The organism is Halomonas sp. SS10-MC5, assembly GCF_015992245.1.
Taxonomy (GTDB): Bacteria; Pseudomonadota; Gammaproteobacteria; order Pseudomonadales; family Halomonadaceae; genus Halomonas; species Halomonas sulfidoxydans.
On record NZ_CP065435.1, the window covers coordinates 3,093,484 to 3,118,487 of the forward strand.

Genomic DNA, 25,004 nt, shown 5'->3' on the forward strand with positions numbered 1-25,004 from the left:
CCGGAAGGCCCCCTGATGACTGAAAGACTGCAAATCAGCTCGCTTCCCTATCGGGAGGACCCGCGCGCCTACTTCGCTTCCCTGCGCCAGCGCCCGGGAGCCGTCCTGCTCGATAGCGGCAGGCCCGCCGCCTTCGGCGGTCGTTACGACATTATCTCGAGCGACCCCGTGTCGCTGCTGAGCGTCGACGGGCAGGGCAACGTCAGGGTGGACGGCGCCCTATGCGAGCAGCGCAACCCCTTCGTCGCCCAGCAGGCGCTACTGGAGAGTCTCTCGCTCGAGTTCCCCGCCAGCCACCTGCCCTTCCTCGGCGGCCTGATCGGCTACTGGGGCTACGACCTGGGGCGGGCGCTCGAGCCGGTGGGGGACGCCTCGGCCCCCGTGGTGGCGCTACCGACCAGCCGCACCGGGCTCTACGACTGGGCCTTGATCCAGGACCATCGCGAGAAAGCGAGCTGGCTGGTAGCCACGCACGCGAGGCGCGAGCAGGTCCTGGGCTGGTTGCATCAGCCCGCTCCGCCAGGCGCCGATTTTCAGTTGCTCTCTCCCTTCGCCGGCGAAATGGATCGTGCCGGCTATGCCCGGCGCTTCGCCGCCGTCCAGGCATACATTCGCGCCGGCGACTGCTACCAGATCAACCTGGCGCAGCGCTTCAGCGCGCCCTACCGTGGCGACCTCTGGTCGGCCTACCTGCGCTTGCGCCAGGCGACACCGACCCCGTTTGCCGGCTACATGGCCTGGCCGACCGAGCGGGGCGAGCAGGCCATCCTGTCGCTCTCGCCCGAGCGTTTCCTGCACTGCCGAGCCGATGGACACGTCGAGACCCGACCGATCAAGGGCACGCGACCGCGCGGCGCCACGCCCGAGCAGGACCGACGCCTGGCCGATGAACTGAAAGCCAGCCACAAGGATCGTGCCGAGAACGTGATGATCGTCGACCTTCTGCGCAACGACCTGGGCCGCGTGTGCCGCCCAGGCAGTGTACGGGTACCCCAACTGTGCGGCCTGGAGAGCTACGCCAACGTGCATCACCTGGTCAGCATCGTATGCGGCGAACTGGAGGCGGGGCGGCGCCCGCTGGACCTGCTCGCGGCCGCCTTTCCCGGCGGCTCGATCACCGGCGCCCCAAAAGTGCGGGCAATGCAGATCATCGACGAGCTGGAACCGAGCCGACGCAGTGTCTACTGCGGCAGCCTGGGCTTCGTCGACGTGCGCGGCAACATGGACACCTCGATCGCCATTCGCACCGCGGTGGCCGATGGCGAACGCCTCCACCTATGGGGCGGCGGAGGGCTGGTAGCCGACTCCGATGTCGAGGCGGAGTACGTCGAGACGCTGGACAAGATTCGCCACCTCATGGCCGCTTTGGAAGGAGGCAAAGCATGAAATGGAATAAAGCCCGCAACTTTTTTGCCTTTCGGCTATATGCATCCAATGAAACGATATTGGGGAGCGATTCGCTGCCTTTGGTAGGGTAGGGCCAAGATGCCATCAACGACCCTGGAGCCCCCATGGCTGAACTCGACGCTATCAATCAGGAACTTGGCAACGACCCGGATGCGCTGATCCGGTGGGCCCTGGCGCAAGGCCGCAAGCCCATCATCACGACCAACTTTCGCCCCTTCGAAGCCGTACTGCTGCACATGGTGACGCGCCATCTGCCTTCCATCCCGGTGGTGTGGATGGATCATGGCTACAACACGGAGGCGACGTATCGCTTCGCCGATGCACTGGTCGAGCGCCTCGACCTCAACCTGATCACCTATCTGCCGAAGCGCACCCGGGCTCACCGCGAGGCGGTGGAGGGCCCCATGCCGGGCATCGACGATCCGCGCCACGAGGCGTTCACACGTGAGGTCAAGCTGGAGCCGTTCGAACGGGCGCTGCGCGAGATGGCACCGGACGTCTGGTTCACCGCCCTGCGCGCCGAGGACACCCCCGAGCGATCACGCATGCAGCCGGTCAGCAAGAATGCCGATGGCCTGCTGAAGGTGTCCCCGGTTCTCCACTGGAGCGCCAAGCAGATGTACCAGTACCTGCAGCAGCATGACCTGCCCAACGAGTTCGATTACTTCGATCCCACCAAGGTGGAAGAGAAACGCGAGTGCGGGCTGCACCTGCAGCACTGACCCCCTCCGGACCTGGCCCAAGGCGGGACCGAGCAGAGCTCGGCCCGCCTTTTTTCTAGCGCACCGGCAGCTCCACGTGCTGAAACAGCTCGGCCTCGTGACGCGGCCCGGCAGCCAGCGCCGCATCGACCAGGTCCCGCTCGAGATGGCCGGCGAAGCCCTTGACGAAGTCGTACATGTAACCGCGCATGAAGGTGCCGCGGCGAATGCCGATCTTGGTCACCGAACTCTCGAACAGGTGGCCCGCCTCGAGCGCCACCAGATCGTCGTCGAGCATGGGATCGTAGGCCATGTGCGCCACGATGCCGACCCCCAGGCCGAGCCTGACATAGGTCTTGATCACGTCGGCATCGGCAGCGGTAAGCACCACGTTGGGGGTGAGCCCCTTGGCCCGGAAGGCATCATCGAGCTGGGAGCGCCCGGTAAAACCGAACACATAGGTCACGATCGGCTGCTCGGCCAGACGCTCGAGGGTCACCCCCCCCTCACCGGCCAGTGGGTGGCCGCGAGGCACCAGCACGCAGCGGTTCCAGCGATAGCAGGGCAACAATATCAGGTCGGTGAACAGCTCCAGCGACTCGGTGCAAATGGCGAAATCGGCCATGCCGTCGCTGACCATCTGCGCGATCTGCTTGGGAGTGCCCTGCTGCATGTGCAGGGCGACATCCGGATACTTGCGGGTGAACTCGCCGATCACCGGCGGCAGGGCGTAGCGAGCCTGGGTATGGGTGGTGGCGATCGACAGGCTGCCGCGACGCTCGTCGCTGTGCTCCTGCGCCACTTGCTTGATGTTGTCGGTAAGCCGCAGCACCTGCCCGGCCAGCTCCACGATGGCCTCGCCGGCCGGTGTGACGCGGGTCAGATGCTTGCCACTGCGGGCGAAGATTTCCACCCCCAGCTCGTCTTCCAGCAAACGGATCTGCTTGGAGATACCGGGCTGCGAAGTGAACAGGCTCTGGGCCGTTGCCGACACGTTGAGGTTGTGGCGGGTCACTTCCCAGACGTAGCGCAGCTGCTGTAGTTTCATGGTCGACTTTGGCTCCCTGACGCCCGGCAAGACAGATGCAATGGTGATTAGACATCGCTGCCTAATCACCAAATAGCATATCGTCAAAAGAGTATTCCGGCCATGGGAGCGACGCGACCCTGCTCAGGATCTCACCACGAATGTTGCTCAAGGGCCGCTGGTCGGCTTGCCGAAGTAATCGCTGACCGGCTTGTCGACCGGTTTGTCGAGACGCTCGGCGAACGCCTTGAGCCCCTCCACCAGCGGCGCCACCGCCCGCCACAGCTCATCGTCGTTGAGCATGCGGTAGGCCCCGCTGACGCCCGGGGCATCGCCGCCCTCCTCGCCGGGCTGGTGCTGGCCGATCCGGTCCAGCGCCTCCCTGAGGGCGAACGTCACACGATAGAAGCGCTCCGGCGGGATGTCCGAAAGCATCATGCCAAGAATGGCCAGGTTCTGAATGGCATTGAGGGTGGACTCCTTGCCCAGACCATCCATCACGACACTGGCAATCGAGGTATTGGCCCCTACCAGGTCCTTGGCCAGGCGCAGCACGCCATGCTCATGCAGCACCTGCAGTAGCTGCTCGAGCTCCTCGTGGGCATCGGGGCCGATCCTGGGCGGCGTCACGTCATGCGAGATTCGTTCGGCCATTACATGTTCCTCGGGTTGGATTGCCGGGCGGGCGGCAGCGTGTAGTCTCCCCGCGCCCACTTCACCTCGACCTCGACGCCCGTCGTCGGCGTCGGGCGCCCATGGCGGTAGTTGTGGGCGGGAAGCGGCGGATCGCCGCGCTTGTCGAGCACCTCGAGCTTCACCGCGGTTTCCTTGTAGGCCGGGGTCTGCACGTCGGGGTCGTTGTGCTCGCCGGTCAGCGCATTGACCCCCGGCTTGCCGAAGTGAATGGGCATGAACAGCGTCTTGCCGGCGACCCGGTCGGTGATGACCGCCGGGAATTCGATGCTGTCGCGCCGCGATGTGATTCGCACCCAGGTACCCTCCTCGATGCCCCGTTCGGCGGCGAGCTCAGGGCTGACTTCGACATAACCGTGCGGCACCTGGTCCCAGATGCCCGCCGAGCGCCCCGTCTGGTTGGCTCCCTGGAACTGCTCGAGCAGGCGGCCATTGTCGAGGGAGAGGTCGTACTCCGCGTCGGGGGTCTCCTCGGGCTCCTGCCATTCAAGGGGGTAGAGGTTGGCCCTGCCGTCGGGGTTGGGAAAGCCATCGGTGTAGAGCAGTGGCGAGTCGGTACCGTCGGCTGCTACCGGCCACTGCTGTGATTTCCACCCCTCCAGCCGCTCGTAGGAAACCCCCGCGAACATCGGCGAGATCCGCGCGCATTCGGCCATGATCTGGGCGGGATGGGTATAGCCCCAGTCGTGCCCCATGCGTGCTGCCAGCTCGGTGAGGATCCGCCAGTCGGGGCGGCTGTCGCCGAGGGGCTCGAGTACCTGGTAGGCACGCTGGATACGACGTTCCGTGTTCACGTAGGTGCCGTCCTGCTCGACGCTCGGGCAGGCGGGCAACACCACGTCGGCGAACTCGGCGGTGCGGCTAAGGAACACGTCCTGTACCACCATGAAATCGAGCGCTTCGAACGCCGAATGCACGTTATGCGTGTTGGCGTCGGAGAACGCCGTCTCTTCGCCGATGACGTACATCGCCTTGATGCTGCCCTTTTCGGCCGACTGCACCATCAGGAAGTTGCCCTCGCCGACCTTGTCGGAGAGCCGTTCGGGGGGGACCCCCCAACCCTCGGCCCAGCGCTTGCGCGCTGCGGGGTCGGTGACCTTTTCATAACCGGGATACATGTTGCGCAGGCAGCCGAAGTCACTGGCGCCCTGCACGTTGTTGTGGCCGCGCATCGGATAGCCGCCGGTTCCCGGCTTGCCGTAGTTGCCCGTGACCAGCAGCAGGTTGGACAGCGAGGTGCTGATGTCCGACCCGTGGCTGTGTTGGGTAATGCCCATCGCCCAGAGCAGACAGACGCTGTCGGCGCGGCCAATCATCTCGGCGGTCTCGATCAGGGACTGGCGCGAAATGCCGGTGATGTGCTCGGCATATTCCAGGCTGTAAGGGGCTAGCGAGTCACGATATTCTTCGACGTTATTGACCCATTTTTCCAGGAATTCCGTGTCGGCCAGGCCATGGTCGAACATGTAGCGCGACAAGGCCGAGGCCCAGACCAGATCGGTGCTGGCATTGGGGCGCAGGAAGATGTCGGCGCGTTCGGCCATCTCGTGCTTGCGCGGGTCGATCACGATCAGCTTCTGCCCGTGCAACTTGTGGGCCGCCTTGATCTTCGAAGCGATGACCGGATGATTCTCGGCGGTATTGCTGCCGACGATCACCACGACCTCGGCCTGCTCGATATCCGCGATCGAGCCTGCGTCACCGCCATAGCCGACGGTCCGGAACAGCCCCTTGGTGGCGGGGTTCTGGCAGTAGCGTGACGAGTTGTCGACGCTGTTGGTGCCGATGATCAGACGCGCGATCTTCTGTACCAGGTAGGCCTGCTCGTTGCTGCCCTTGCTCGAACCGATGAAGCCCAGGCTGTCCGGGCCGTGGGCGTCGCGCACCTCGAGCAGGCGGCGTGCCACCAGGTCGAGCGCCTCGTCCCAGCCGGCCTCACGGAAGCGGCCGTTCTCACGGATCAACGGCATGGTCAGGCGCTTCTCGCTGTTGACGAAATCCCAGGCGAACTTACCCTTGATGCAGGTGGAGATGCCGTTGGCCGGTGCCTCGGGCACCGGCTGCACCTTGAGGATGTGGCGGTCGCGGGTCCACATCTCGAACGAGCAGCCGACGCCGCAGTAGGTGCACACCGTCTTGGTGCGCTTGGTCTCGGGCTGACGCAGGCGCATGTCGATTTCCGACAGCCCCGATACCGGCACCGCCCCCGTGGTCGTCTCGAGCTTCTTGACGATTTCGATCATCGGCCGCTTGAGCGACCACGGCATGGCGGAGAACGGCCCCGCCTTGCCGTTCATGCTGTTCTCCATCAGCGCGTTGCAGGGACAGACCGTTACGCAGTGACCGCAGTGGACGCAGCTGGAGTCATTGATCTGCTTGCCGCCGTCCCACAGCACACGCGGATTGTCGCTGGCGAAGTCGATGGAGAGCGTTTCGTTGACCTCGACGTTCTGGCACGCCTCCACGCAACGCCCGCACAGGATGCACTGGTCGGGGTCGTAGGTGTAGAAAGGACTGGAGGTGTCCTTCGCGTGGGGCTTGCGCTGGAATTCGTAGCGCTGGATGGGAATCCGCATGTCCACCATGGCGTTGTGGAGCGTGCAGTCGCCGTTGTTGTTCTCGCATACCGTGCAGTAGAGCTCGTGCTTGGCCAGCAGGCGATCCATGCCCTCCTCGCGGGCCGCCCTGGCATGTTCGCCACGGGTCTCGACCTTCAGGCCATCGGCGCTCCTCAGCGTGCAGCCGCGCTTGAGTTCACCCTCGACCTCGACCCAGCAGGCATCGCAGGTCTCGAGTGCCCCCAGCGAAGGGTGGTAACAGACATGCGGCAGGTCGAGGCCGCGCTGCTTGAGGAAATCGATCAATGGCTCGTCGGCGCGGCCGCGCAGACGTTCGCCGTCGAACACAATGGTGCAGTACGTCATGAGCCGGCTCTCCCTATCGCGGCCCGACGACAAGGTCTGCCTGTCTGGTTCGCCTCGTTCTGCCCAGGCCGCTTGGCGTCTTGCACTGTCTCCTCAGCGCCTTCTGCCGACCGGGTCGCGACGATAACCATCAGCACCAGGAGCCGAGCCATATCCGTATAACTTTCACTCCGTGCTAGGCACGTTAGTCAACTTCCCCCGGCTTGTCTAAGCTGACGAACTACTCCCGGTCATGGATGGCTCGGCGCTCACCCGGCTGCCTCATAAAACGAGGCTCGGCGGGGAACGCCACCGGCCATTTGCCAGACACCCGGCCGACCGCTAACATCTGCCGACCGGACATGCCGACGCATGTCACCCGACCCGCTCGATGTAGCGCAACGTAACTGGAGATTCACATGGCCAATAACGTCGATGTCACCAATGCCAACTTCGAGCAGGAAGTCCTGAAGGCAGAGCAACCCGTGCTGCTGAAGTTCTGGGCGCCTTGGTGCGGCCCCTGCAAGGTCATGGCCCCGGTGATCGACGAGGTTGCCGAAGAGCGTTCCGACAGCCTCAAGGTGGTCAGCATCAACGTCGACGATGCGCCCGAAATCGCTGCCGAGCAGGGCGTTCGTGGCGTTCCCACCGTCATGCTGTTCAAGTCGGGCTCAAAGGTCGCCTCCCTGGTCGGCGCGCAGTCCAAGTCACAACTGGTGCAGTTCATCGACCAGAACGCCTGAACGCGGCCAAGTCGTCAACGTTCGTCCCGCCCCGGCTTCGGCCGGGGCGTTTGCGTTTCCGGCGACGACAGGCCCGGCTCGACTTCGATCCGAAACGACGTTCTCTCGTCGATCACGTCACTGACGAACGGGCGCTTTCCCGGCCCCAGCAGGTAGGCGATCCAGCGCGTCTGGGGATGGCTGTCCAGGGCGATCTTCAGGGTCATGGTCAGCACCACCGAGAGCAACATGCCGACCACGCCCAGCAGCCAGCCCCAGACCACCAGCGAGAGGAAAGCGACGAAGGCGGATAACCCCAGCGCTCGGCCCATCAGGCGTGGCTCGACCAGGTTGCCGAGCACGAAGTTGATGGCCAGGTAGGCCATGGCCAGGCCGAAGGCCGGCAACAGCCCGCCGTCCTGGGCCACCAGCAGCAGCAGTACCGGCGGCACGGCCGCGATGGCAGAGCCGATGTTGGGGATGTAATTGAGCGCGAAGGCCAGCACGCCCCACAGCAGGGGGAAGCCTACCCCGGCAAGGAGGCAGGCCAGCCACGCCATGACACCGGTGAGCAGGCTGACGAACGTCTTGACCGCGAGATAACGCTTGAGCGTCTGGCTGAATTCCTGGAAGCGCTGCAGGCTGGCTTCCGGATTGTCGAGCGCGCGGGCCACCTTGCGCCGGAAGCTGAGCGTCTCGAACAGCATGAAGATGACCAGCAGCGCCACTACCACGCTCTGCATCAGCAGGTTGCCAAGCCCCCCCAGCAGGGCCGTGAGCCAGCCGCTCTCGTCTTCGGGTTCGACCAGGCCGGCCAGCGTATCGGGGTCGATGGCCAGGCCCATGGCGGCCAGGCTGTCGAGCAGGTTGAGGTAGTGTTCGTAGAGCCGACCCTCGATGCCGGGCAGCGCTTCGATGAAGGTGCCGAAGGCATTGACCGCAAGCAGCCCCACCAGGGAAAGAAAGCCACCGATCACCAGCAGGGTCACCACTACCGCCAGGCGCAGGCCCAGGCCCAGGCGGTGGAGCCAGTTCACCGGCGACGTGCAGATCACGGCGATGAACAGTCCCAGCAGGATGGGGATGATCAGGTCGGCGCCGGCACGTATGCCCGCAATGATCACCACCAGCGCCGCCAGGGCCAGCGTCAAGGTGAGCGGGCGACCGTATCGCACGTTGTCGTCGCGGTGAAGCATGCCATCTATCCCTGTCCGGCTCGTCCTGCTTATCATGACCGTTACCGGGCGCGTGCACAAACCTGCCCGTCCCGGTGACGGTGGGACGAGGTGCCATACCGCTCCGGGCTGGCCCCTCTATCCCGTCCGGCGCGATCCCGCGCGATTTCGCATGCTTACTGCAAGGAGGCCTACTCGATGTCCTCGATGTCTTCGTTACGCTTACGCTACCTGCTGCTGGGCGGCCTGCTGGCTGTCATCCCGCTGACGGGAACCACCGCACAGGCCGAGGAACCGCGCGCCCGCCTGGACGTCCAGGCCGAAGCCCAGCTCGACGTGGTACCGGATCGCGCCACGCTCAACGCCCGGCTATGGGAGCGCACCCCAGCCGTGGCGCGTCACGATGACGACACCGGTGCCGATGCCCTGCGCCAGGCCCGTGATCGGCTGGAGGAGCGTGCCTCGGCCCTGATCCGTACGCTGGAAGCAGCGGGCGTGGAACGCGACGACATCAGCGCCGGCTCACTCAGCGTGCAGCCCGAGTATGTTCCCGCTCCACGGCAGAGCGACAGCGACAATGGCACGCTGATGCGCACGCGCCTGGACCGCCCCTTCCAGGTTCATGTCGATGACCTCGACCGTCTGCCGCAACTGCTCGATGCCCTGACCGCGGCCGGGGTCAACGCCATGGATGGCATCAGCTACGATCTTGCCGATCGCGATGCCGCGCTCGACGAGGCGCTGGTGAAGGCTCTGGAGAAGGCTCGCCACAAGGCCGAGCTGATGGCGCGCGCCATGAGCGTCTCGCTGGGGGCGGTGGCCTCGATCAGCGAGACGCGCCCTCCCATCTACATGCCGCGCATGATGGCGATGAGCGCCGATGCCCGCGAGAGCGCCGGCCAGGCCGACTACCGCCCCGGGACGATCGTCATCGAGGCGGGGGTCAGCGTCAGCTGGGAGATCGAGAATTGAGCGTGGCGATACCGCCCAGGTAGGGGCGCAGCGCCTCAGGCACGGTGATGGAGCCATCGGCGTTCTGGTGGTTCTCCATCACCGCGATCAGGCAGCGCCCTACCGCCAGCCCCGACCCGTTGAGCGTGTGCAGCAGCTGCGGTTTCTTCTGCTCGGGATGGCGGAAGCGCGCCTGCATGCGCCGTGCCTGGAAGTCCTCGCAGTTGGACACCGAGGAGATCTCGCGGTAGGTCTGCTGGCTTGGCAGCCACACTTCCAGGTCGTAGGTCTTGGCCGCGCCGAAGCCCATGTCGCCGGTGCACAGCGTCACCACCCGATACGGCAGCTCGAGCGCCTGCAGGATCGCCTCGGCGTGGCCGCGCATCTCCTCCAATGCCGCATAGCTCGTCTCGGGCTCCACCAGTTGTACCATCTCGACCTTGTCGAACTGGTGCTGGCGGATCATGCCGCGGGTGTCGCGACCGTGGGAGCCCGCCTCGCTGCGGAAGCAAGGCGTATGGGCGGTGAGCCTGAGCGGCAGCGCCTTGAAGTCGAGGATCTCGTCGCGGGCGAAGTTGGTCAGCGGCACCTCGGCGGTGGGAATGAGGTGATAGCTGCGCTCATCGTCCAGCCGGAACAGGTCCTCGCCGAACTTGGGCAGCTGGCCGGTGCCGAACAGCGAGGCCTCGTTGACCATGTAGGGCACGTAGCACTCCTCGTAGCCGTGCTCAAGGGTCTGCTTGTCGAGCATGAACTGGGTCAGCGCCCGGTGCAGGCGGGCGATCTGGCCACGCATCACGGCAAAGCGCGAACCGGTCAGCTTGGCCGCCAGCTCGAAGTCCAGTTCCCCCTTGAGCGCGCCGAGGTCGACATGGTCGCGTACCTCGAAGTCGAATTCACGCGGCACGCCCCAGCGGTGCAGCTCGACGTTCTCCTCCTCGCTCTCCCCCACCGGTACGCTGTCGTGGGGCAGGTTGGGAATTCCGCTGACCAGCGCCTCCCACTCCTCCTGCACATCGGCCAATCGACGCTTGGCGGCGTCGAGGCGGTCACCGAGGTCGCTCACCTCGTCGAGCAGCGGCTGGATGTCCTCGCCGGCGGCCTTGGCCTTGCCGATCGCCTTGGAGCGGGTGTTGCGCTCGTTCTGCAGATTCTCGGTCTCGGTCTGCAGTTCGCGACGGCGGGACTCCAGCGCCTCGAGACGGCCGGTATCGAGCGTGAAGCCGCGCTTGGCCAGTCGTTGGGCGACCGCATCGAGGTCGCTGCGCAGCAGTTTGGGATCGAGCATGGCATCCAGCCCCTGAGTGAAAGCGAAACGGAAATAGAGGATAAACGGCGAAACATTGTAGGCAAAAGGCTTCCTGGGTGCCACGCTGCAACGTCCGACGGGATGCGCACAGCCTCTCTCTCGCGGTAAAGTAGCGCCATTCCCCTGCCGTCCGACGCATCGGGCAGCGTCACATGACCGAATCGATACCATGATCGCACGACTGGACACCACCGAATCGAGCGCCACCGCCGCGCTCGGCGCCCATTACCTGCGCTTCATCGAGGCACTCGCGGCCGCCGGCTTCGAGGGCGAGATCGCCCCGGACTACGCCAGCCGCACAGTGCTGGCCACCGACAACTCGATCTATCAGCGCTTGCCCCAGGCGGCACTGTTCCCGCGCCACGCCGAGGATCTCGAGCGCATCGCGCGGCTCGCCGCCGAACCTGCGCATCGTCGGGTGGTGCTCACGCCCCGCGGCGGCGGCACCGGCACCAACGGCCAGTCGCTCACCGACGGCCTGGTGGTGGACGTCTCCCGTCACATGAACGCGATTCTCGAGATCGACGTCGAACGCCGCCGGGTGCGCGTACAGGCCGGCGTGGTCAAGGATCAGCTCAATGCGGCGCTGAAGCCCCACGGACTGTTCTTCGCCCCCGACCTGTCCACCTCCAACCGCGCCACCATCGGCGGCATGATCTCCACCGATGCCAGCGGTCAGGGCAGCTGCGAGTACGGCAAGACCCGCGATCACGTGCTCGAACTCGACACCGTGCTGCTCGGCGGCGAGCGCCTGGTCAGCCGCCCGCTGGACGATGCCGAACTGGAGACGCTGTGTCATCGCCACGGCGTGATCGGCGACGCCTACCGCACCGCCCGCGAGATCACCGACACCCAGCGCGAACTGATCGCGGCCAAGTTTCCACCGCTCAACCGCTGCCTGACCGGCTACGACCTGGCGCACCTCAGGGACGCGGAGGGCCGCCTCGATATCAACAGCCTGCTGTGCGGCTCCGAGGGCTCGCTCGGACTGCTCAACGAGGCCGTGCTCAACGTGCTGCCGATTCCCCGCCACTCTACCCTGGTCAACGTCCGCTATGCCGGCTTCATGGACGCCCTGCGCGACGCCAAGGCGCTGATGGCGTCCGCCGCCAGGCCCACCTCCATCGAGACGGTGGACGACAGGGTGCTGCTGCTGGCCATGGAAGATTTCGTCTGGGATAGCGTGGCGGAATTCTTCCCCAGCGAGGCGGCCTCGGACGGCTCCGAGGGCGATACCGCCACGGCCGAGCGTCAGGCGGTGGCCATTCGCGGCATCAACCTCGTCGAGTTCAACGACGACGACCCCGAGCGGCTCGCCGAGCGCGTCGCCGCCTTCTGCCGTCACCTGGAAGCCGACGACAGCGTCGCGCGCCTGGGCTACACCCTGGCCGAGGGCCGCCCCCAGATCCAGCAGGTTTACGGCATGCGCAAGCGCGCCGTGGGGCTGCTGGGCAATGCCCGGGTCGATGCCAAGGGCGAGAAGCGCCCGATCCCCTTCGTCGAGGACACCGCGGTGCCGCCCGAACACCTCGCCGACTTCATCCGCGAATTCCGCGCCGCGCTGGACGCCCGCGGCCTCGCCTACGGCATGTTCGGCCACGTCGACGCCGGCGTGCTCCACGTGCGCCCCGCCATCGACATGAAGGACCCCGAGCAGGAGCGGCTGATCCGCGAGGTCTCCGACGAAGTCGCCGAGCTGACCCACAAGTACGGCGGGCTGCTGTGGGGCGAGCACGGCAAGGGCGTGCGTTCCGAGTATGCACCGAAGTTCTTCGGCGAGCTCTACCCCAGCCTGCAGCGGATCAAGGCCGCCTTCGACCCGCACAATCAGCTGAACCCGGGCAAGATCGCCACGCCGCTTTCACTTTCCACCCCACCCGAAACCGTGGAGAATCCGCCCGAAGCCGCTGAGACCGGCTCGCAGGAAGAAGCCGTCAAGTGGGTCGACCCGGGCCTGCTGACCATCGACGGCGTGCCCACCCGTGGCCAGTTCGACCGCCAGATCGACGAGCGCGCGTGGCAGGCCCACGCCGCGACGGTGTACTGCAACGGCAACGGCGCCTGCTACAACTACGACCCCAACGACGCCATGTGCCCGTCGTGGAAGGCGACCCGCGACCGCATTCACTCGCCCAAGGGCCGCGCCAGCCTCGTCCGCGAATGGCTACGCCTGCAGGGCAACGCCGGAGTCGATCCGGTGGAAGAAGCACGACGGCAGCGCCATGAGGGTGCCTGGGGCTTCCTCAAGCGCCTGCCGGCGCGGGTGCGCAATACCTGGCGCCGTCGCGACGAGCCCGACTTCTCCCACCAGGTCTACGACGCCATGGCGGGCTGCCTGGCCTGCAAATCCTGCGCCGGCCAGTGCCCGGTGAAGGTCAACGTACCTGACTCGCGCTCGCAGTTCCTCGAGATCTACCATGGCCGCTATCTGCGCCCCGTAAGGGACTACCTGATCGGCGGCACGGAGTTTTTCGTCCCCTATCTCGCCCGCGTCGCCCCGCTGTACAACGCCGCGCTGGGCAATCGTCTGGTGAACCGGCTGCTGTCGCAGCACGTCGGCCTGGTCGACAGTCCGCTTCTCTCTCGGGCGCGACTGGCCAGGCAGCTACACGCCTGGGGCGTGGCCGAAGCCACGCCGGTTTCGCTGGGCCTGCTCAGCGAGGCGCAGAAGGCCCGGAGCGTGGTCATCGTGCAGGATGCCTTCACCAGCCACTTCGAGGCAGAACGGGTAAGGGACATCGTCGAGTTGCTCTCGCGGTTGGACGTGAAAGTGTTCGTCGCCCCCTACTCGGCCAACGGCAAGCCGCTGCACGTGCAGGGCTTCCTCGGCGCCTTTGCCCGCACTGCGGAAAAGCAGGCGCGGCGGCTGCGCGCCCTGGCCGAGTTCGGCGTGCCGCTGGTGGGCATCGATCCGGCCATGACCCTCACCTACCGCCAGGAGTACGTGAAGACGCTGGGCCCCGACAGCGTGCCCGAGGTGCTGATGCTGCAGGAGTGGCTGGTGGCCCAGGGCAAGCGCCTGGTGCCGCCCGCCCTGGCCCGGAAGCTGGAAAGCCTCGACGATCCGGGCTTCCGGCTACTCTCCCACTGCACCGAGGCGACCAATGCTCCGGGCAGCCCCAAGGCGTGGCAGCAGATCTTTGCCGCCTTCGGCTTCGAGCTCGAGCTCGTCGCCACCGGCTGCTGCGGCATGTCCGGCACCTACGGCCACGAGGCACGCAATCTCGAGACTTCGAGAACCATCTACGCCCAGTCATGGCAGCCGGTGGTCGAGGACGAGGCCAACCGGGGCCGGCTGCTGGCCACCGGCTACTCCTGCCGCAGCCAGGCCAAGCGCCTTTCCGACCGGGACCTGCCGCACCCGCTGCAGGGGCTGCTGGCCCAACTGCGCCCGCTGAGCTGGTGATGACAGCCAGGCCATGCGGCTTGGCACTCAGTCGGTGACCGTGGCCGCTGGCGCGCTTTCGTCCGCGGCACGCCGGACTGACAATCACAGGGTGAAGGTCGTGCCCTCGCTGGGCCGACTGTCGACCTCGATGCGGCCTCCATGCTTCTGCACGATGCCATAGGAGAGCGACAGGCCGAAGCCGGTCCCCTGGCCCACCGGCTTGGTGGTTAAAGAAGGGGTCGAAGATCCGCGACCGCAGCTCGGCTGGGATGCCGACGCCGTCATCGGCAAAGGCGAGCCAGACCTGGTCGTCCTCGCACACGGTGCGCAGAGTGATGGTGCCGTGCTCCTCGATCGCCTGGGCCGCATCGACCAGCAGGTTGAGGAAGGCCTGGTTGAGCTGCGCCGGTATGCACTCGACTGCAGGCAGCTGGCCGTATTCGCGCACGATCGTGCACCGATAGAGAGAATTCATCGACCCGCCCCGAGGCGAGCTCCTAGGCTGATGTGGCAGGCCTCGCTTGACTTGAGAACACGCCGGCGAGGAAACGAAAACCTGAACAAGAACAAGGAGCCAATGATGTCTCCCTCTCCCCTGCCACGCCGCATCCTGAGCGTTTCCGCCACGGGCCTTCTCGCCGCCGCCTCGCTCGCTGCGCTGGGTGACGAGCACGAGCCCGCCTGGGCCCAGGGCCGTGCCGCCGAGCTCGGCAATTCGCCTCTCTCACCGCACGCCACCCCGCTGACGGTCACCCCGGAGGAGGACATCCCTCTCGACCGTCTGCGCCTGCCGGATGGCTTCAGCGCCGAGCTGTGGGCGCACGGCATGCCGGGGGCACGCATGATGGCACTTGGCGACGAAGGTACGTTGTTCGTCGGTACCCGCGGCATCGGGCGAGTCTATGCGGTGCAGGACAACGGCGACGAGCGCGAACACGTCATCGTCGCCGAGGGCCTGACCCAGCCCAACGGCGTCGCCTTCAAGGATGGCAGCCTCTACGTGGCGGCCATCAACCGCATCTTCCGCTACGACGATATCGAATCGCACCTGGCCGACGGCGACGACATCCCCGAGCCCGAGGAGTTGACCGACGCCTTCGGCCTGCCCGACGATGAGCACCACGGCTGGAAGTTCCTCGCCTTCGGCCCGGACGGGCGGCTCTACGTTCCCGTCGGGGCGCCCTGCAACGGCTGCGAAGTCGACCCCGATACCCATGCCACCATTCACAGCTTCGAGCCGGACGGCAGCGACATGCGCATCGAGGCGCGCGGCGTGCGCAACACAGTAGGCTTCGATTTTCATCCCGACACCGATGAGCTGTGGTTCACCGACAACAACCAGGACTGGATCGGCGAGCACGGTCCCGGCGACGAGCTCAACCGTCTCGGCGAGCCGGGCGAGCACTTCGGCTTTCCCGTGTGTCACAGCGTCGGCATCATCGACCCTGAGCTTGGCAGCGCCGATGCCTGCAATGACAAGACGCTGCCTGCCGCGGTCACCGATCCGCACAGCGCCCCGCTGGGCATGCGCTTCTACACCGGAGAGATGTTCCCCGAGGAGTATCGCAACGCGATCTTCATCGCTCGTCGCGGCTCCTGGAACCGCACCCTGAGCGTGGGCTATGACCTACTGGTGGCGAAACTCTCCGAGGATGGGAGGCGCGCCGACCTGTCGCCTTTCATGGTGGGCCTGCTCGACCCAAGCGAGAACGCTTTCTTCGGACGGCCGGTGGACGTGCTGCAGATGCCGGACGGCGCCCTGCTGGTCTCCGACGAGCAAAACGGCGCGATCTATCGGATCAGCTACGAGACCCCCGACTATGTGGAATGAGGCCGTGCGATGCCTTGCGTGCGCGACGCCCGGACGGCGCGCGCTCGCGCTGTCACTGGTCGGGGGCGGCCTGCTGGCCACGGAGGTGCGTTCGCAGGAAGGGCCGGCGGCGGGGCTGCCTCTGGAGGAGCAGCTGCAAGTATGCGCAGGCTGCCATGGCGAGGATGGCAACGCCGTCGAGTCAGGCGTTCCCTCCCTGGCCGGGCAGCCCGCGCTCGCCCTCACCAACCAACTGATCTACTTCCGTGAGCGCCTGAGGCGTAACGAGGTCATGACGCCCCAGGCCCAAGGGCTATCGGACGAGGAGATACAGGCGCTTGCCGCGCACTATGCCGAGCAGGCCCTGGAACCGCCCGAGGGCGAGCCGGACGAGGCGATGATGGAACGAGGCCGCGAGCTCGCCCGCCAGCACCGCTGCGCCAGCTGTCACCGCACTGACTTCTCGGGCCACGAACAGATGCCGCGCCTCGCGCATCAGCGCGAGGACTATCTCGTGCAGGCCATGCGCGCCTACCGGGAACGCACGCGCGGCGGGCCGGATACCACCATGGTCGACATTCTGCGCAATGTCGATGACGCCGAGATCGAGGCGCTGGCCCACTTCCTCGCCCATTACGAGCGCGGCTAGCCCGACGGGTATCGCGAGAAGCGGAGACACCGCCGGCAGCCCGGGGCTGTCGGCGGTGCTGACGTCCGGCCGGGGATCGCTCAGTAGAACAGTCGCCGCAACGCCTCGCCCGGCTCCTGCTCGCGCATGAAGGCCTCGCCGACGAGGAAGCCGTGCACGTCGTGCTCGCGCATGCGCAGCACGTCGCTGCGGGTGTGAATGCCGGACTCCGTCACCACCGTGACCCCCGCCGGAATGCGCGACAGCAGCTCCAGCGTGGTCTCCAGGCGGGTCTCGAAAGTGTGCAGGTTGCGGTTGTTGATGCCCACCAGGCCGATTCCCAGCTTCAGCGCACGCTCGAGCTCCAGGGCATCGTGCACCTCGACCAGCACGTCCATGCCCAGCGCCGTCGCCTGCTGGTGGAGATCGGCCATGCGCGCATCGTCCAGAGCAGCGACGATCAACAGGATACAGTCGGCGCCGATGGCACGGGCTTCGCTGACCTGGTAGCCGTGCACGATGAAATCCTTGCGAATGACAGGCAGCTCGCACGCCTCGCGGGCCGCGACGAGGAAGTCCTCGTGGCCCTGGAAGAAGTCGGCATCGGTCAGCACCGAGAGGCAGGCGGCACCGCCGGCGGCGTAGCTCGCGGCGATCTCGGCGGGGCGAAAGTCTTCACGGATCACACCCCGGGAGGGGGATGCCTTCTTGATCTCGGCGATCACCGCCGGGTCTCCCTCGGCGATGCGCTGGTCAAGTGCGGCAATGAAGCCGCGCGGTGCACTCTGCCGCTCGGCACGTTGCAACAACTCGCTCTCGGACACGGCGCGGCGGCGCTCGGCCACTTCCTCGTCCTTGCGCGCGAGGATGCGGGTCAGAATGGTCGGGGCGTCCTGGGTGGGGCTCATGATCTCGGCTCTCGATACGGGCGGCAACGGCCGCGAATGGGCGTCAGGAAACCAGTACGCGAGTGAAGTCGGCCAGTTCCTTCATCTTCTCCAGCGGCAGCTTGGAGGCTTGCGCGTCCTGGGCCATCATGACTCCTTCCTTCAGCGTATCGGCAATGCCGGCGCAGTAGAGCGCCGCTCCGGCGTTGAGGGAGACGATGTCCGCCGCGGGCCCGTCGCCTACCAATGCCTCGCGCACCAGCCGCAGGCTATCTTCGGCGCTGACCACCTTCAGCGGCGCCAGCTCCTGACGCTCGATGCCGAAGTCCTCGGGCGCGATGGTGTAGCGGTGGATCTCGCCATCCTTGAGTTCGGCAACCTGGGTCGGCGCGGCCAGGGAGATCTCGTCCAGCCCATCCTCGGCGTGCACCACCATGACGTGGCGACTGCCGAGGTTCTTCAACACCTCGGCCATCAGCGGTACCAGCTCCGCGGCGTAGACCCCCAGCACCTGGTTCGGCGCGGCGGCGGGATTGGTCAACGGGCCGAGGATATTGAACAGGGTGCGGACGCCCATCTCGCGGCGCGGGCCGATGGCGAAGCGCATGGCGGGATGGTGGTTGGGGGCGAACATGAAGCCGACGCCCACCTGCTCGATGCAGCGTGCCACCTGCTCCGGCCTGAGGTCCAGGTGGATACCGGCCATGTCGAACAGGTCGGCGCTGCCGGAGGAGGACGAGACGCTGCGGTTGCCGTGCTTGGCCACATGGGCGCCGGCCGCCGCGGCCACGAAGCTCGAGGCGGTCGAGACATTGAACAGGTTGGCGCCGTCACCACCGGTTCCGACGATGTCCACCACGTTCTCGGCCACCACATGCACCCGCTTCATCAGTTCACGCATGACCTGCGCCGCGGCGCCGATCTCCTCGGCGCTCTCCCCCTTCATCGCCAGGCCCACCAATAGCCCGCCGATCTGGGCGTCGGTGGCCTCCCCGGTCATGATCTGGTGCATCACCGAATGGGTGGCGTCGAAACTCAGGTTCTCGTGGCGCATCACCGCGGCGATGGCGTCTCGCATCTGCATGGGCAGGCACTCCTCTTTCGGGCGGGTCAGCGACGCTTCAGGAAATTGGCCAGCAGCTCGTGCCCCTGACGGGTCAGGATCGATTCCGGGTGGAACTGCACGCCTTCGATGTCCAGCTCGCGATGACGCAGCCCCATGATCAAGCCAGGCGTCACGTCATCGTCGTCGGTCCAGGCCGTGACCTCCAGGCAATCGGGCAGCGTGTCGGCCTCGACCACCAGTGAATGATAGCGGGTCACCTCGAGCGGGTCCTCGAGGCCGGCGAACACTCCCTGGCCATGGTGGCGAATCCGCGAGGTCTTGCCGTGCATCACCTGGGGAGCGCGCACCACCCTGCCGCCATAGACCTGGCCGATCGCCTGGTGCCCGAGGCAGATGCCGAGGATCGGCAGCCGCCCGGCGAAATGCGCGATGGCGGCAAGCGAAATGCCGGCCTCGTTGGGCGTGCAGGGGCCGGGCGAGATCACCAGATGGCTCGGCGCCAGCGCCTCGATCCGCTCCAGCGAGATGGCATCGTTGCGATGGGTGACCACCTCGGCCCCCAGTTCGCCCAGATACTGCACGACGTTGAAGGTGAAGCTGTCGTAATTGTCGATCATCAGCACGGACATGGCGTAAAGTCCTGTTAAAGCGAATCTTTTTTTGGTGTTGCGTATTGCTCGGCCAGCCGTGCAGGGTCTGCTTCGGACACAAAAAAGCCGCCCCGACGGCGGCATTCTCTTCAGTCGTCAGCGTGCCGCCCCTCGCTCAGGAGCGCCACCACTGGATCGACGTTGGCATATGGGCGTTTGCGTTCATGACGCAATAGTGCCGTCGTCGCGGCGGGGCTGTCAACGCAAGATGGCGGCTTGGCGCAACGCCGGCCGATGCGCAGCGCGAGTATGGCAGGGATCGACGGCACCGCTGGCAAGCCTATTGCCCAGTCTCTATCATCGGGGCACGTGCGCTGCGTAAAAAGGAGATTCACGATGCGCTTTACCCGCCGAGCCTGTACTTGGCTGGCTCCCTTCATTGCCGCCATGCTCGGTGGCGCTTCAGCGGCAGCAGCCAATCCCAAGGTGGTCGCCAGCTTCTCGCTCCTTGGCGACCTGGTCAGTCAGGTCGGCGGCAATGATATCGAACTGGTGGTCCTGGCGCCGGCAGGGGCCGAAGTGCATGAATGGGAGCTGACGCCAGACAGCTTCATCGCCCTGGAGGATGCCGACCTCATCTTCTACAACGGCTACCAGCTCGAGCAATGGATGCGCCAGGTCCACGCCACGGTGGGCAACCGTGCGCCGCTGGTGGCAGTCGCCGAGGCGTCGGAATATCCGACCCAGCCGGTCGTGACGGGAGAGTACACCGGCGAACCCGACCCCCACCTGTGGATGGACCCGCGCGCGGTCGCGGCCTACCTGCAGGTCATTGCCGACCAGTTGGCCGAGTTGCACCCTCCGGCCGCCGATAGTTTCCAGGCCAGGGCCAGCGCCGCCAAGGAGAAGCTCGCCGCGCTGCACGATGAGGTGAGCGAGCGGCTGGCGTCGATTCCCGAGGAGCGGCGGATCCTGATCACCACCGAGACGGCGTTCGTCTACTTCGCCGACGCCTATGGTTTTCGCCATGACGGCGCCTGGGGCAGCAATGCCGAGACCGAAGGCTCGCCACCGCAGGCCAAGCGCCTCATCGACCTGATCGAGGAGATCCAGCCGGCTGCCCTGTTCTGGGAAAGCACCCTGTCGGACCGCGATATTCAGGCGATTTCCGCCAACACGGGCGTACCCACGGCCGGCCCGCTGTTCGTCGATTCACTCAGCGAGCCCGACGGCGACGCCTCGAACTACGTGGCCATGATGCGCCACAATGCCAACCTGATCCGCCACGCCCTGATGCAGGAAGAGAGCAAGGAGAGCGAAGCGTGCGCAGAGGGCGAGAAGGAAACGGAACAGGCAGCGGAAGGCGCCAACGTTAGCGAGTGAGCGCTCGCCTGCTTCGATGACCGAGCCCGCTACGTTGAGAGCACGGCCGCCCGCGCCATGGAGGCGCCAGCGGCCGGAGTCGTCTAGAGGTTGTCCAGCCCCTTCTCCGCCATCGCCACGGCGCGGAAAATGGCGCGCCCCTTGTTGAGGGTCTCCTGCCACTCGAGTTCGGGCACGGAGTCGGCGACCACGCCGGCTCCCGCCTGCACGTGCAGCTCGCCGTCCTTGATCACCGCGGTGCGGATGGCGATCGCGGTGTCCATGTTGCCGTGCCAGGAGAGATACCCCACCGCACCGGAATAGATACCGCGCTTGACCGGCTCCAGCTCGTCGATGATCTCCAGCGCGCGGATCTTGGGGGCACCGGAAAGCGTGCCCGCCGGGAAAGTGGCGCGCAGCACGTCCATGGCGGACAGCCCCGGCTTCAGCCTACCGGTGACGTTGGAGACGATGTGCATGACGTGGGAGTAGCGTTCGACGGCCATCTGGTCGGTCACCTGCACCGACCCCGTCTCGCTGATGCGCCCCACGTCGTTGCGCCCCAGGTCGATCAGCATGAGGTGCTCGGCGATCTCCTTGGGGTCGGCCAGCAGCTCGGCCTCGAGCGCGCGGTCCTCCTCCTCGGTCTTGCCGCGCACCCGGGTGCCGGCGATCGGGCGCACGGTGACCTCGCCCTCCTCCAGCCGCGTGAGGATCTCGGGAGAGGAGCCCACCACATGATGATCGTCCAGGTTGAAGAAGAACATGTAGGGCGAGGGGTTGAGGCTGCGCAGCGCGCGGTAGAGGTCGAGCGGCGAGGCCTGGTAGGGGATCGACATGCGCTGCGAAGGCACGCACTGCATGACGTCGCCGGCCAGCACGTACGCCTTGATCTTCTCTACCGCCGCCTTGAAACCGGCCTCGGTGAAGCCCGAGGTGAAGTGCCCCTCCTCCACCGCGCTGCGCCCGGTACCGGGACTGGCGGCCTGCACGCCGGCGCTGCGCAGGCGCCGCTCCAGGCTCTCGAGGCGCGCCACCGCCGTGGCAAAGGCGTCCGGGATGGCCGGATCGGCATGGGTCCACAGCGTCAGCCGCCCCGAGAGGTTGTCGAAGACCACCAGCTCGTCGCAGACCATCAGCAGAATGTCCGGCACGCCGAGCGGGTCGGGTTTCTCGACGCCCCGCAGGCGCGGTTCAATGTAGCGGATGGTGTCGTAGCCGAAGTAGCCCACCAGGCCACCATCGAAGCGCGGCTGGTCGTCGAGGTCGGGCACGCGGAAACGCGCCTGGAACTGCTCGATCCAGGTCAGCGGATCCTCCACCTCCACGCGTTCGAGGCATTCACCTTGGCGCATGTGGCTGACGGTGAAGCCGCGCACTTCGATGCGCTCCTGGCATGGCAGCCCGATGATCGAGTAGCGCCCCCACTTCTCGCCGCCCTGCACCGATTCGAGCAGGAAGGTCCAGGGTTCGTCGGCCAGCTTCAGGTAGGTCGACAGCGGCGTATCGAGATCGGCCAACACCTCGCGGGTGACAGGGATACGGTTGTAGCCGGCGTCGGCCAGCGCACGGAAACGTTCGGGAGTCATCATGACGGGTCCTCGATGATCGGACGGTGACAGCAGGTGATCGGGGCGATGCGTCGGCGAGCGTCACCATCGCCAGCCGGCGGGCTGGGCGGAAAATGGCACCGTCGGGATGACAGCCGGACGCAGGCCGCCACGGGCAGAGGAGTCGTCATGCAGCATCATGCTGTCCATCGAGCGTTCCCGCAGGAATAGGCAAACGGAAGGATTCCGAGGTCATTGATAAGGATCGAAAATCACCCTAAACGAGTTCCGCCAGTGAATCAACCAGCGCATCCGGGCGGCTGTCGCGCACCGGTTCGCCGTGGTTGTAGCCGTAGGGTACGGCCAGCGTACGGAAGCCGGCGGCCCGACCGGCGGCGACATCGTGGCGGGAGTCGCCGACCATCAGGCAGGCCGACGGCGACAGGCCGAATTGAGCGGCCACATGCAGCAACGGAGCCGGATCGGGCTTCTTCTGCGGCAGGCTGTCGCCGCCCAGGCACAGCGCGAAGTGGTCCTCGAGCCCGAACTGCGCCAGGATCGGCCGGATGAACGCGAACGGCTTGTTGGTCACCAGCGTCAGGACCCAGCCGCCCCCGCGCAGGCCATCCAGCGCTTCGCGCACGCCAGGATAGAGCCGCGTGCGCGAGCCGGGGTCGCGGCCGTAGTGTTCGAGAAAGTCCGCGTGGGCGCGGGCCAGCAGCGCCTCGCCGGGTAGGCCGCCCGCAGCATGGGCCAGCGCCCTTTCCATCAACTTGAGCGAGCCGTTGCCCACCCAGTCGCGCACCCGCGCCTCGCCGGCCGGTGGCAGACCGAGCGCGTCGAGGGCGGCATCCACGGCCACGGCGAGGTCGGGTACCGAATCGACCAGGGTGCCGTCGAGGTCGAAGGTGACCAGACGAATATCGGTGAGGATCGGGTGCATGAGAATGCCGGACGGGCCCTCGCGGTGGGTAGCGGAAAGATGCCGGCATGGTACCCGGCCGCGAGGGCGATGCCTACTTCGCCGCCGTGGGGGCCGCGACGAGAAGCCCCCCCTCGCCCGGCCCCCGCCTGACAATCCCCGCGCTGGCAAGCGCACTTCCTGCCCGGGCCATGCGTCGATCTCACTCCTCGTCGGGCTGGGCGGGCTCCCGGTAGGAGATACGGTAGAGCGCCCCCGCCAGGTCGTCGGAGACCAGCAGCGAGCCGTCGCGCAGTTGGGCGACGTCCACCGGGCGTCCCAGATACTCTCCATTCTCGTCGAGCCAGCCCTCGGCGAAGGGCACGGTGTCGCCGGTCACATTGCCCTCGGCATCGACCGGGGTGAACATGACGCGGGCACCGATGGGCTCGGTGCGGTTCCAGGAGCCATGCTGGGCGGAGAAGATGCCGCCCCGATACTCCTCGGGGAACATCCTGCCGGTGTAGAACATCATCCCCAAGTCGGCCGCATGGGCGTCGGTCTCCACCACCGGGAAGACGACGTCTTCCGGCACCTCATCGTTCTTGTACTCGTTGGTGCGCACGTCGCCGCCGCCATACCAGGGGAAGCCGAAGTTCTGGCCGGCAGCGGTCTGGCGATTGATCTCTCCCGGCGGAATGTCGTCGCCCATGCCGTCCACCTGGTTGTCGGTGAACCACAGCTCGCCGGTCTCGGGGTGGAAGTCCTGGCCCACCGAGTTGCGGATGCCGTAGCTGTAGACCTCGCGACCGCTGCCGTCCTGCCCGACACGGATGATGCCGCCGATGCCGACCTCGTTGAACGTTTCCATGTGCTCTTCGGGCGGCACGTTGTAAGGCTGGCCCAGGGAGATATAGAGCTTGCCGTCCGGACCGACGTCGCAGACGCGCGCCGTGTGGTTGTAGCTGACGAACTCCTCGGGGATGAGTTCGCCACCGGCGATGACCGGCACGGCCACCACGTCGGGGCTCTCGTAGAAGAATTCCGCCGCCGGGTAGGCCAGCACGCGATTCTGCTCGGCAATGTAGAGCACGCCGTCCTGCGAGAAGCAGGGCCCGTTGGGGATCGCCTTGGCCAGCGACGGGGCGAAGTTCTTCACCTCGTCGGCGACCCGGTTCTTGCTGCGATCCGTCACCGCCCACACCTCCTTCTTGCGGGTGCCGACGAAGGTGACCACCCCCTGGGGGCCGACCGCCATGTGGCGGGCATCGGGCACCAGGGCGTAGAGCTCGATGGAGAAGCCTTCCGGCAGGCGAATGCGCTGCAGCGTCTGGCGGATCGCCTCGGCGGCCGGGCCATTCTGCTCGACGGTGATGAAGTCGGTGGTGCCGGTCGTCTGGAAGGCGCCGAGACGCTCGAGGGTATCGTCGTCGGCGGCCAGGGCAGGGGCGAGGGAGAGTGCCACCGCCGCGGCGGCGACACCCGCAGAGAGGGCGTTCTTGTGCATTGTTGTGGCCTCCGGTTACGGGTCGGGATCGACCTGTAACAGTGAGTAAAGCAGGTCCCGAAGAAGCGTCAAGTCGTCACTCTGCCCCTTCGCGGGAGCCGCTCACTCGGCGAAGGCCGCACTGATCGAGCGCTTCCTCCGGCCGTCCCTCAAGCGGCATGGCCCCGCCGTTACGGGCTGCGCGGCGGGACAGCCAGGCCCGCTTGTCCGTGGCGGAGAGCCGCTTCACCACTGCCTCGAGGCGCAGCGCCTCGCTGCGGCTGCCCACCGGCTCATGATGTACCAGAGCCAACGGCCCGTGCCCACGCAGGGCCTTGGCACCTCGCCCGGCCTCGTGCTGTGCCAGGCGCCGCGCGACGTCGGTGGTGATGCCGGTATAGAGCCTCCCTTGCCGGGTTTCGATCATGTAGAGGTACCACACAGGCGC

Annotated in this window: 21 protein-coding genes and 1 pseudogene; 8 read left to right on the forward strand and 14 right to left on the reverse strand. The window is 66.4% G+C overall.

Annotated features, from left to right (window positions below):
• The first annotated feature begins 15 nt into the window (after positions 1-15).
• Positions 16-1,386 (forward strand): aminodeoxychorismate synthase component I, encoded by a 1,371-nt coding sequence (gene pabB / locus I4484_RS14450; RefSeq protein ID WP_197447949.1) that lies wholly within the window; start codon positions 16-18, stop codon positions 1,384-1,386.
• A 125-nt stretch (positions 1,387-1,511) separates the two neighbouring features.
• Complete coding sequence (locus tag I4484_RS14455) at positions 1,512-2,129, forward strand: phosphoadenosine phosphosulfate reductase family protein (protein ID WP_197447950.1); 618 nt, start codon at positions 1,512-1,514, stop codon at positions 2,127-2,129.
• A gap of 55 nt (positions 2,130-2,184) precedes the next feature.
• Here I4484_RS14455 and cysB read toward each other — a convergent pair whose 3' ends face one another.
• The 3 genes from cysB to fdhF form a co-directional block, all read right to left on the reverse strand.
• Positions 2,185-3,156: an HTH-type transcriptional regulator CysB gene (gene cysB / locus I4484_RS14460; protein WP_197447951.1), complete on the reverse strand. Its 972-nt coding sequence runs from the start codon at positions 3,154-3,156 to the stop codon at positions 2,185-2,187.
• Positions 3,157-3,303: 147 nt separating this feature from the next.
• Positions 3,304-3,789, reverse strand: a complete 486-nt coding sequence (locus tag I4484_RS14465) for a DUF1641 domain-containing protein (protein WP_197447952.1) — start codon at positions 3,787-3,789, stop codon at positions 3,304-3,306.
• Positions 3,789-6,752, reverse strand: a complete 2,964-nt coding sequence (gene fdhF / locus I4484_RS14470) for a formate dehydrogenase subunit alpha (protein WP_197447953.1) — start codon at positions 6,750-6,752, stop codon at positions 3,789-3,791. Before fdhF ends, I4484_RS14465 begins: the two co-directional genes overlap by 1 nt.
• 398 nt (positions 6,753-7,150) lie before the next feature.
• On the opposite strand from fdhF, the gene trxA reads away from it, so the two are divergent.
• Positions 7,151-7,474 (forward strand): thioredoxin, encoded by a 324-nt coding sequence (trxA, locus tag I4484_RS14475; RefSeq protein ID WP_197447954.1) that lies wholly within the window; start codon positions 7,151-7,153, stop codon positions 7,472-7,474.
• A 14-nt stretch (positions 7,475-7,488) separates the two neighbouring features.
• Here the strand turns inward: trxA and I4484_RS14480 are convergent, their stop codons facing one another.
• Entirely contained in the window at positions 7,489-8,649 is a 1,161-nt protein-coding gene (locus tag I4484_RS14480) for an AI-2E family transporter (RefSeq protein WP_111413743.1), read from the reverse strand.
• 177 nt (positions 8,650-8,826) lie between these two features.
• Here I4484_RS14480 and I4484_RS14485 point away from each other — a divergent pair, with 177 nt between their 5' ends.
• Positions 8,827-9,600: an SIMPL domain-containing protein gene (locus tag I4484_RS14485; protein WP_330932873.1), complete on the forward strand. Its 774-nt coding sequence runs from the start codon at positions 8,827-8,829 to the stop codon at positions 9,598-9,600.
• Here I4484_RS14485 and serS read toward each other — a convergent pair.
• Positions 9,578-10,867, reverse strand: a complete 1,290-nt coding sequence (serS, locus tag I4484_RS14490) for a serine--tRNA ligase (protein ID WP_197447955.1) — start codon at positions 10,865-10,867, stop codon at positions 9,578-9,580. The genes I4484_RS14485 and serS overlap by 23 nt on opposite strands.
• A 190-nt stretch (positions 10,868-11,057) precedes the next feature.
• On the opposite strand from serS, the gene I4484_RS14495 reads away from it, so the two are divergent.
• Positions 11,058-14,294, forward strand: coding sequence for an FAD-binding and (Fe-S)-binding domain-containing protein (locus I4484_RS14495; RefSeq protein WP_197447956.1), 3,237 nt, complete (start codon positions 11,058-11,060; stop codon positions 14,292-14,294).
• Between the two features lie 84 nt (positions 14,295-14,378).
• Here the strand turns inward: I4484_RS14495 and I4484_RS21070 are convergent, their stop codons facing one another.
• A complete protein-coding gene (locus tag I4484_RS21070) occupies positions 14,379-14,561 on the reverse strand; it encodes an ATP-binding protein (RefSeq protein WP_368408052.1) in 183 nt (60 codons plus the stop codon).
• Positions 14,500-14,751: pseudogene (locus I4484_RS21075) on the reverse strand (ATP-binding protein); the annotation flags it as partial. The gene I4484_RS21070 and the pseudogene I4484_RS21075, both read right to left, overlap by 62 nt.
• 105 nt (positions 14,752-14,856) lie before the next feature.
• Between I4484_RS21075 and I4484_RS14510 the strand changes: the two are divergent.
• Positions 14,857-16,107, forward strand: a complete 1,251-nt coding sequence (locus I4484_RS14510) for a sorbosone dehydrogenase family protein (protein ID WP_197447958.1) — start codon at positions 14,857-14,859, stop codon at positions 16,105-16,107.
• Between the two features lie 4 nt (positions 16,108-16,111).
• Positions 16,112-16,735 carry a cytochrome c gene (locus I4484_RS14515; protein ID WP_197447959.1) on the forward strand — a complete coding sequence of 208 codons (624 nt, stop codon included), beginning with the start codon at positions 16,112-16,114 and terminating at the stop codon, positions 16,733-16,735.
• A gap of 80 nt (positions 16,736-16,815) precedes the next feature.
• Here I4484_RS14515 and trpC read toward each other — a convergent pair whose 3' ends face one another.
• The 3 genes from trpC to I4484_RS14530 are packed head-to-tail and all read right to left on the reverse strand — an operon-like array spanning position 16,816 to position 19,296.
• On the reverse strand, positions 16,816-17,622 hold the full coding sequence (gene trpC / locus I4484_RS14520) for an indole-3-glycerol phosphate synthase TrpC (RefSeq protein ID WP_197447960.1): 807 nt from the start codon (positions 17,620-17,622) through the stop codon (positions 16,816-16,818).
• Between the two features lie 43 nt (positions 17,623-17,665).
• Entirely contained in the window at positions 17,666-18,685 is a 1,020-nt protein-coding gene (gene trpD / locus I4484_RS14525) for an anthranilate phosphoribosyltransferase (RefSeq protein WP_197447961.1), read from the reverse strand.
• Positions 18,686-18,711: 26 nt separating this feature from the next.
• Positions 18,712-19,296 (reverse strand): aminodeoxychorismate/anthranilate synthase component II, encoded by a 585-nt coding sequence (locus I4484_RS14530; RefSeq protein ID WP_197447962.1) that lies wholly within the window; start codon positions 19,294-19,296, stop codon positions 18,712-18,714.
• 357 nt (positions 19,297-19,653) lie between these two features.
• Between I4484_RS14530 and I4484_RS14535 the strand changes: the two genes are divergently transcribed.
• Positions 19,654-20,640, forward strand: a complete 987-nt coding sequence (locus I4484_RS14535) for a metal ABC transporter solute-binding protein, Zn/Mn family (protein ID WP_197447963.1) — start codon at positions 19,654-19,656, stop codon at positions 20,638-20,640.
• A gap of 83 nt (positions 20,641-20,723) precedes the next feature.
• On the opposite strand, the gene trpE is transcribed toward I4484_RS14535, so the two are convergent.
• The 4 genes from trpE to I4484_RS14555 form a co-directional block, all read right to left on the reverse strand.
• Positions 20,724-22,208, reverse strand: a complete 1,485-nt coding sequence (gene trpE / locus I4484_RS14540; RefSeq protein ID WP_197451059.1) for an anthranilate synthase component I — start codon at positions 22,206-22,208, stop codon at positions 20,724-20,726.
• Between the two features lie 238 nt (positions 22,209-22,446).
• Positions 22,447-23,112, reverse strand: coding sequence for a phosphoglycolate phosphatase (locus I4484_RS14545; protein ID WP_197447964.1), 666 nt, complete (start codon positions 23,110-23,112; stop codon positions 22,447-22,449).
• A 181-nt stretch (positions 23,113-23,293) separates the two neighbouring features.
• Positions 23,294-24,577: a sorbosone dehydrogenase family protein gene (locus tag I4484_RS14550; protein WP_197447965.1), complete on the reverse strand. Its 1,284-nt coding sequence runs from the start codon at positions 24,575-24,577 to the stop codon at positions 23,294-23,296.
• A gap of 76 nt (positions 24,578-24,653) precedes the next feature.
• Positions 24,654-24,983, reverse strand: a complete 330-nt coding sequence (locus tag I4484_RS14555) for a GIY-YIG nuclease family protein (RefSeq protein WP_197447966.1) — start codon at positions 24,981-24,983, stop codon at positions 24,654-24,656.
• Positions 24,984-25,004 lie beyond the last annotated feature (21 nt).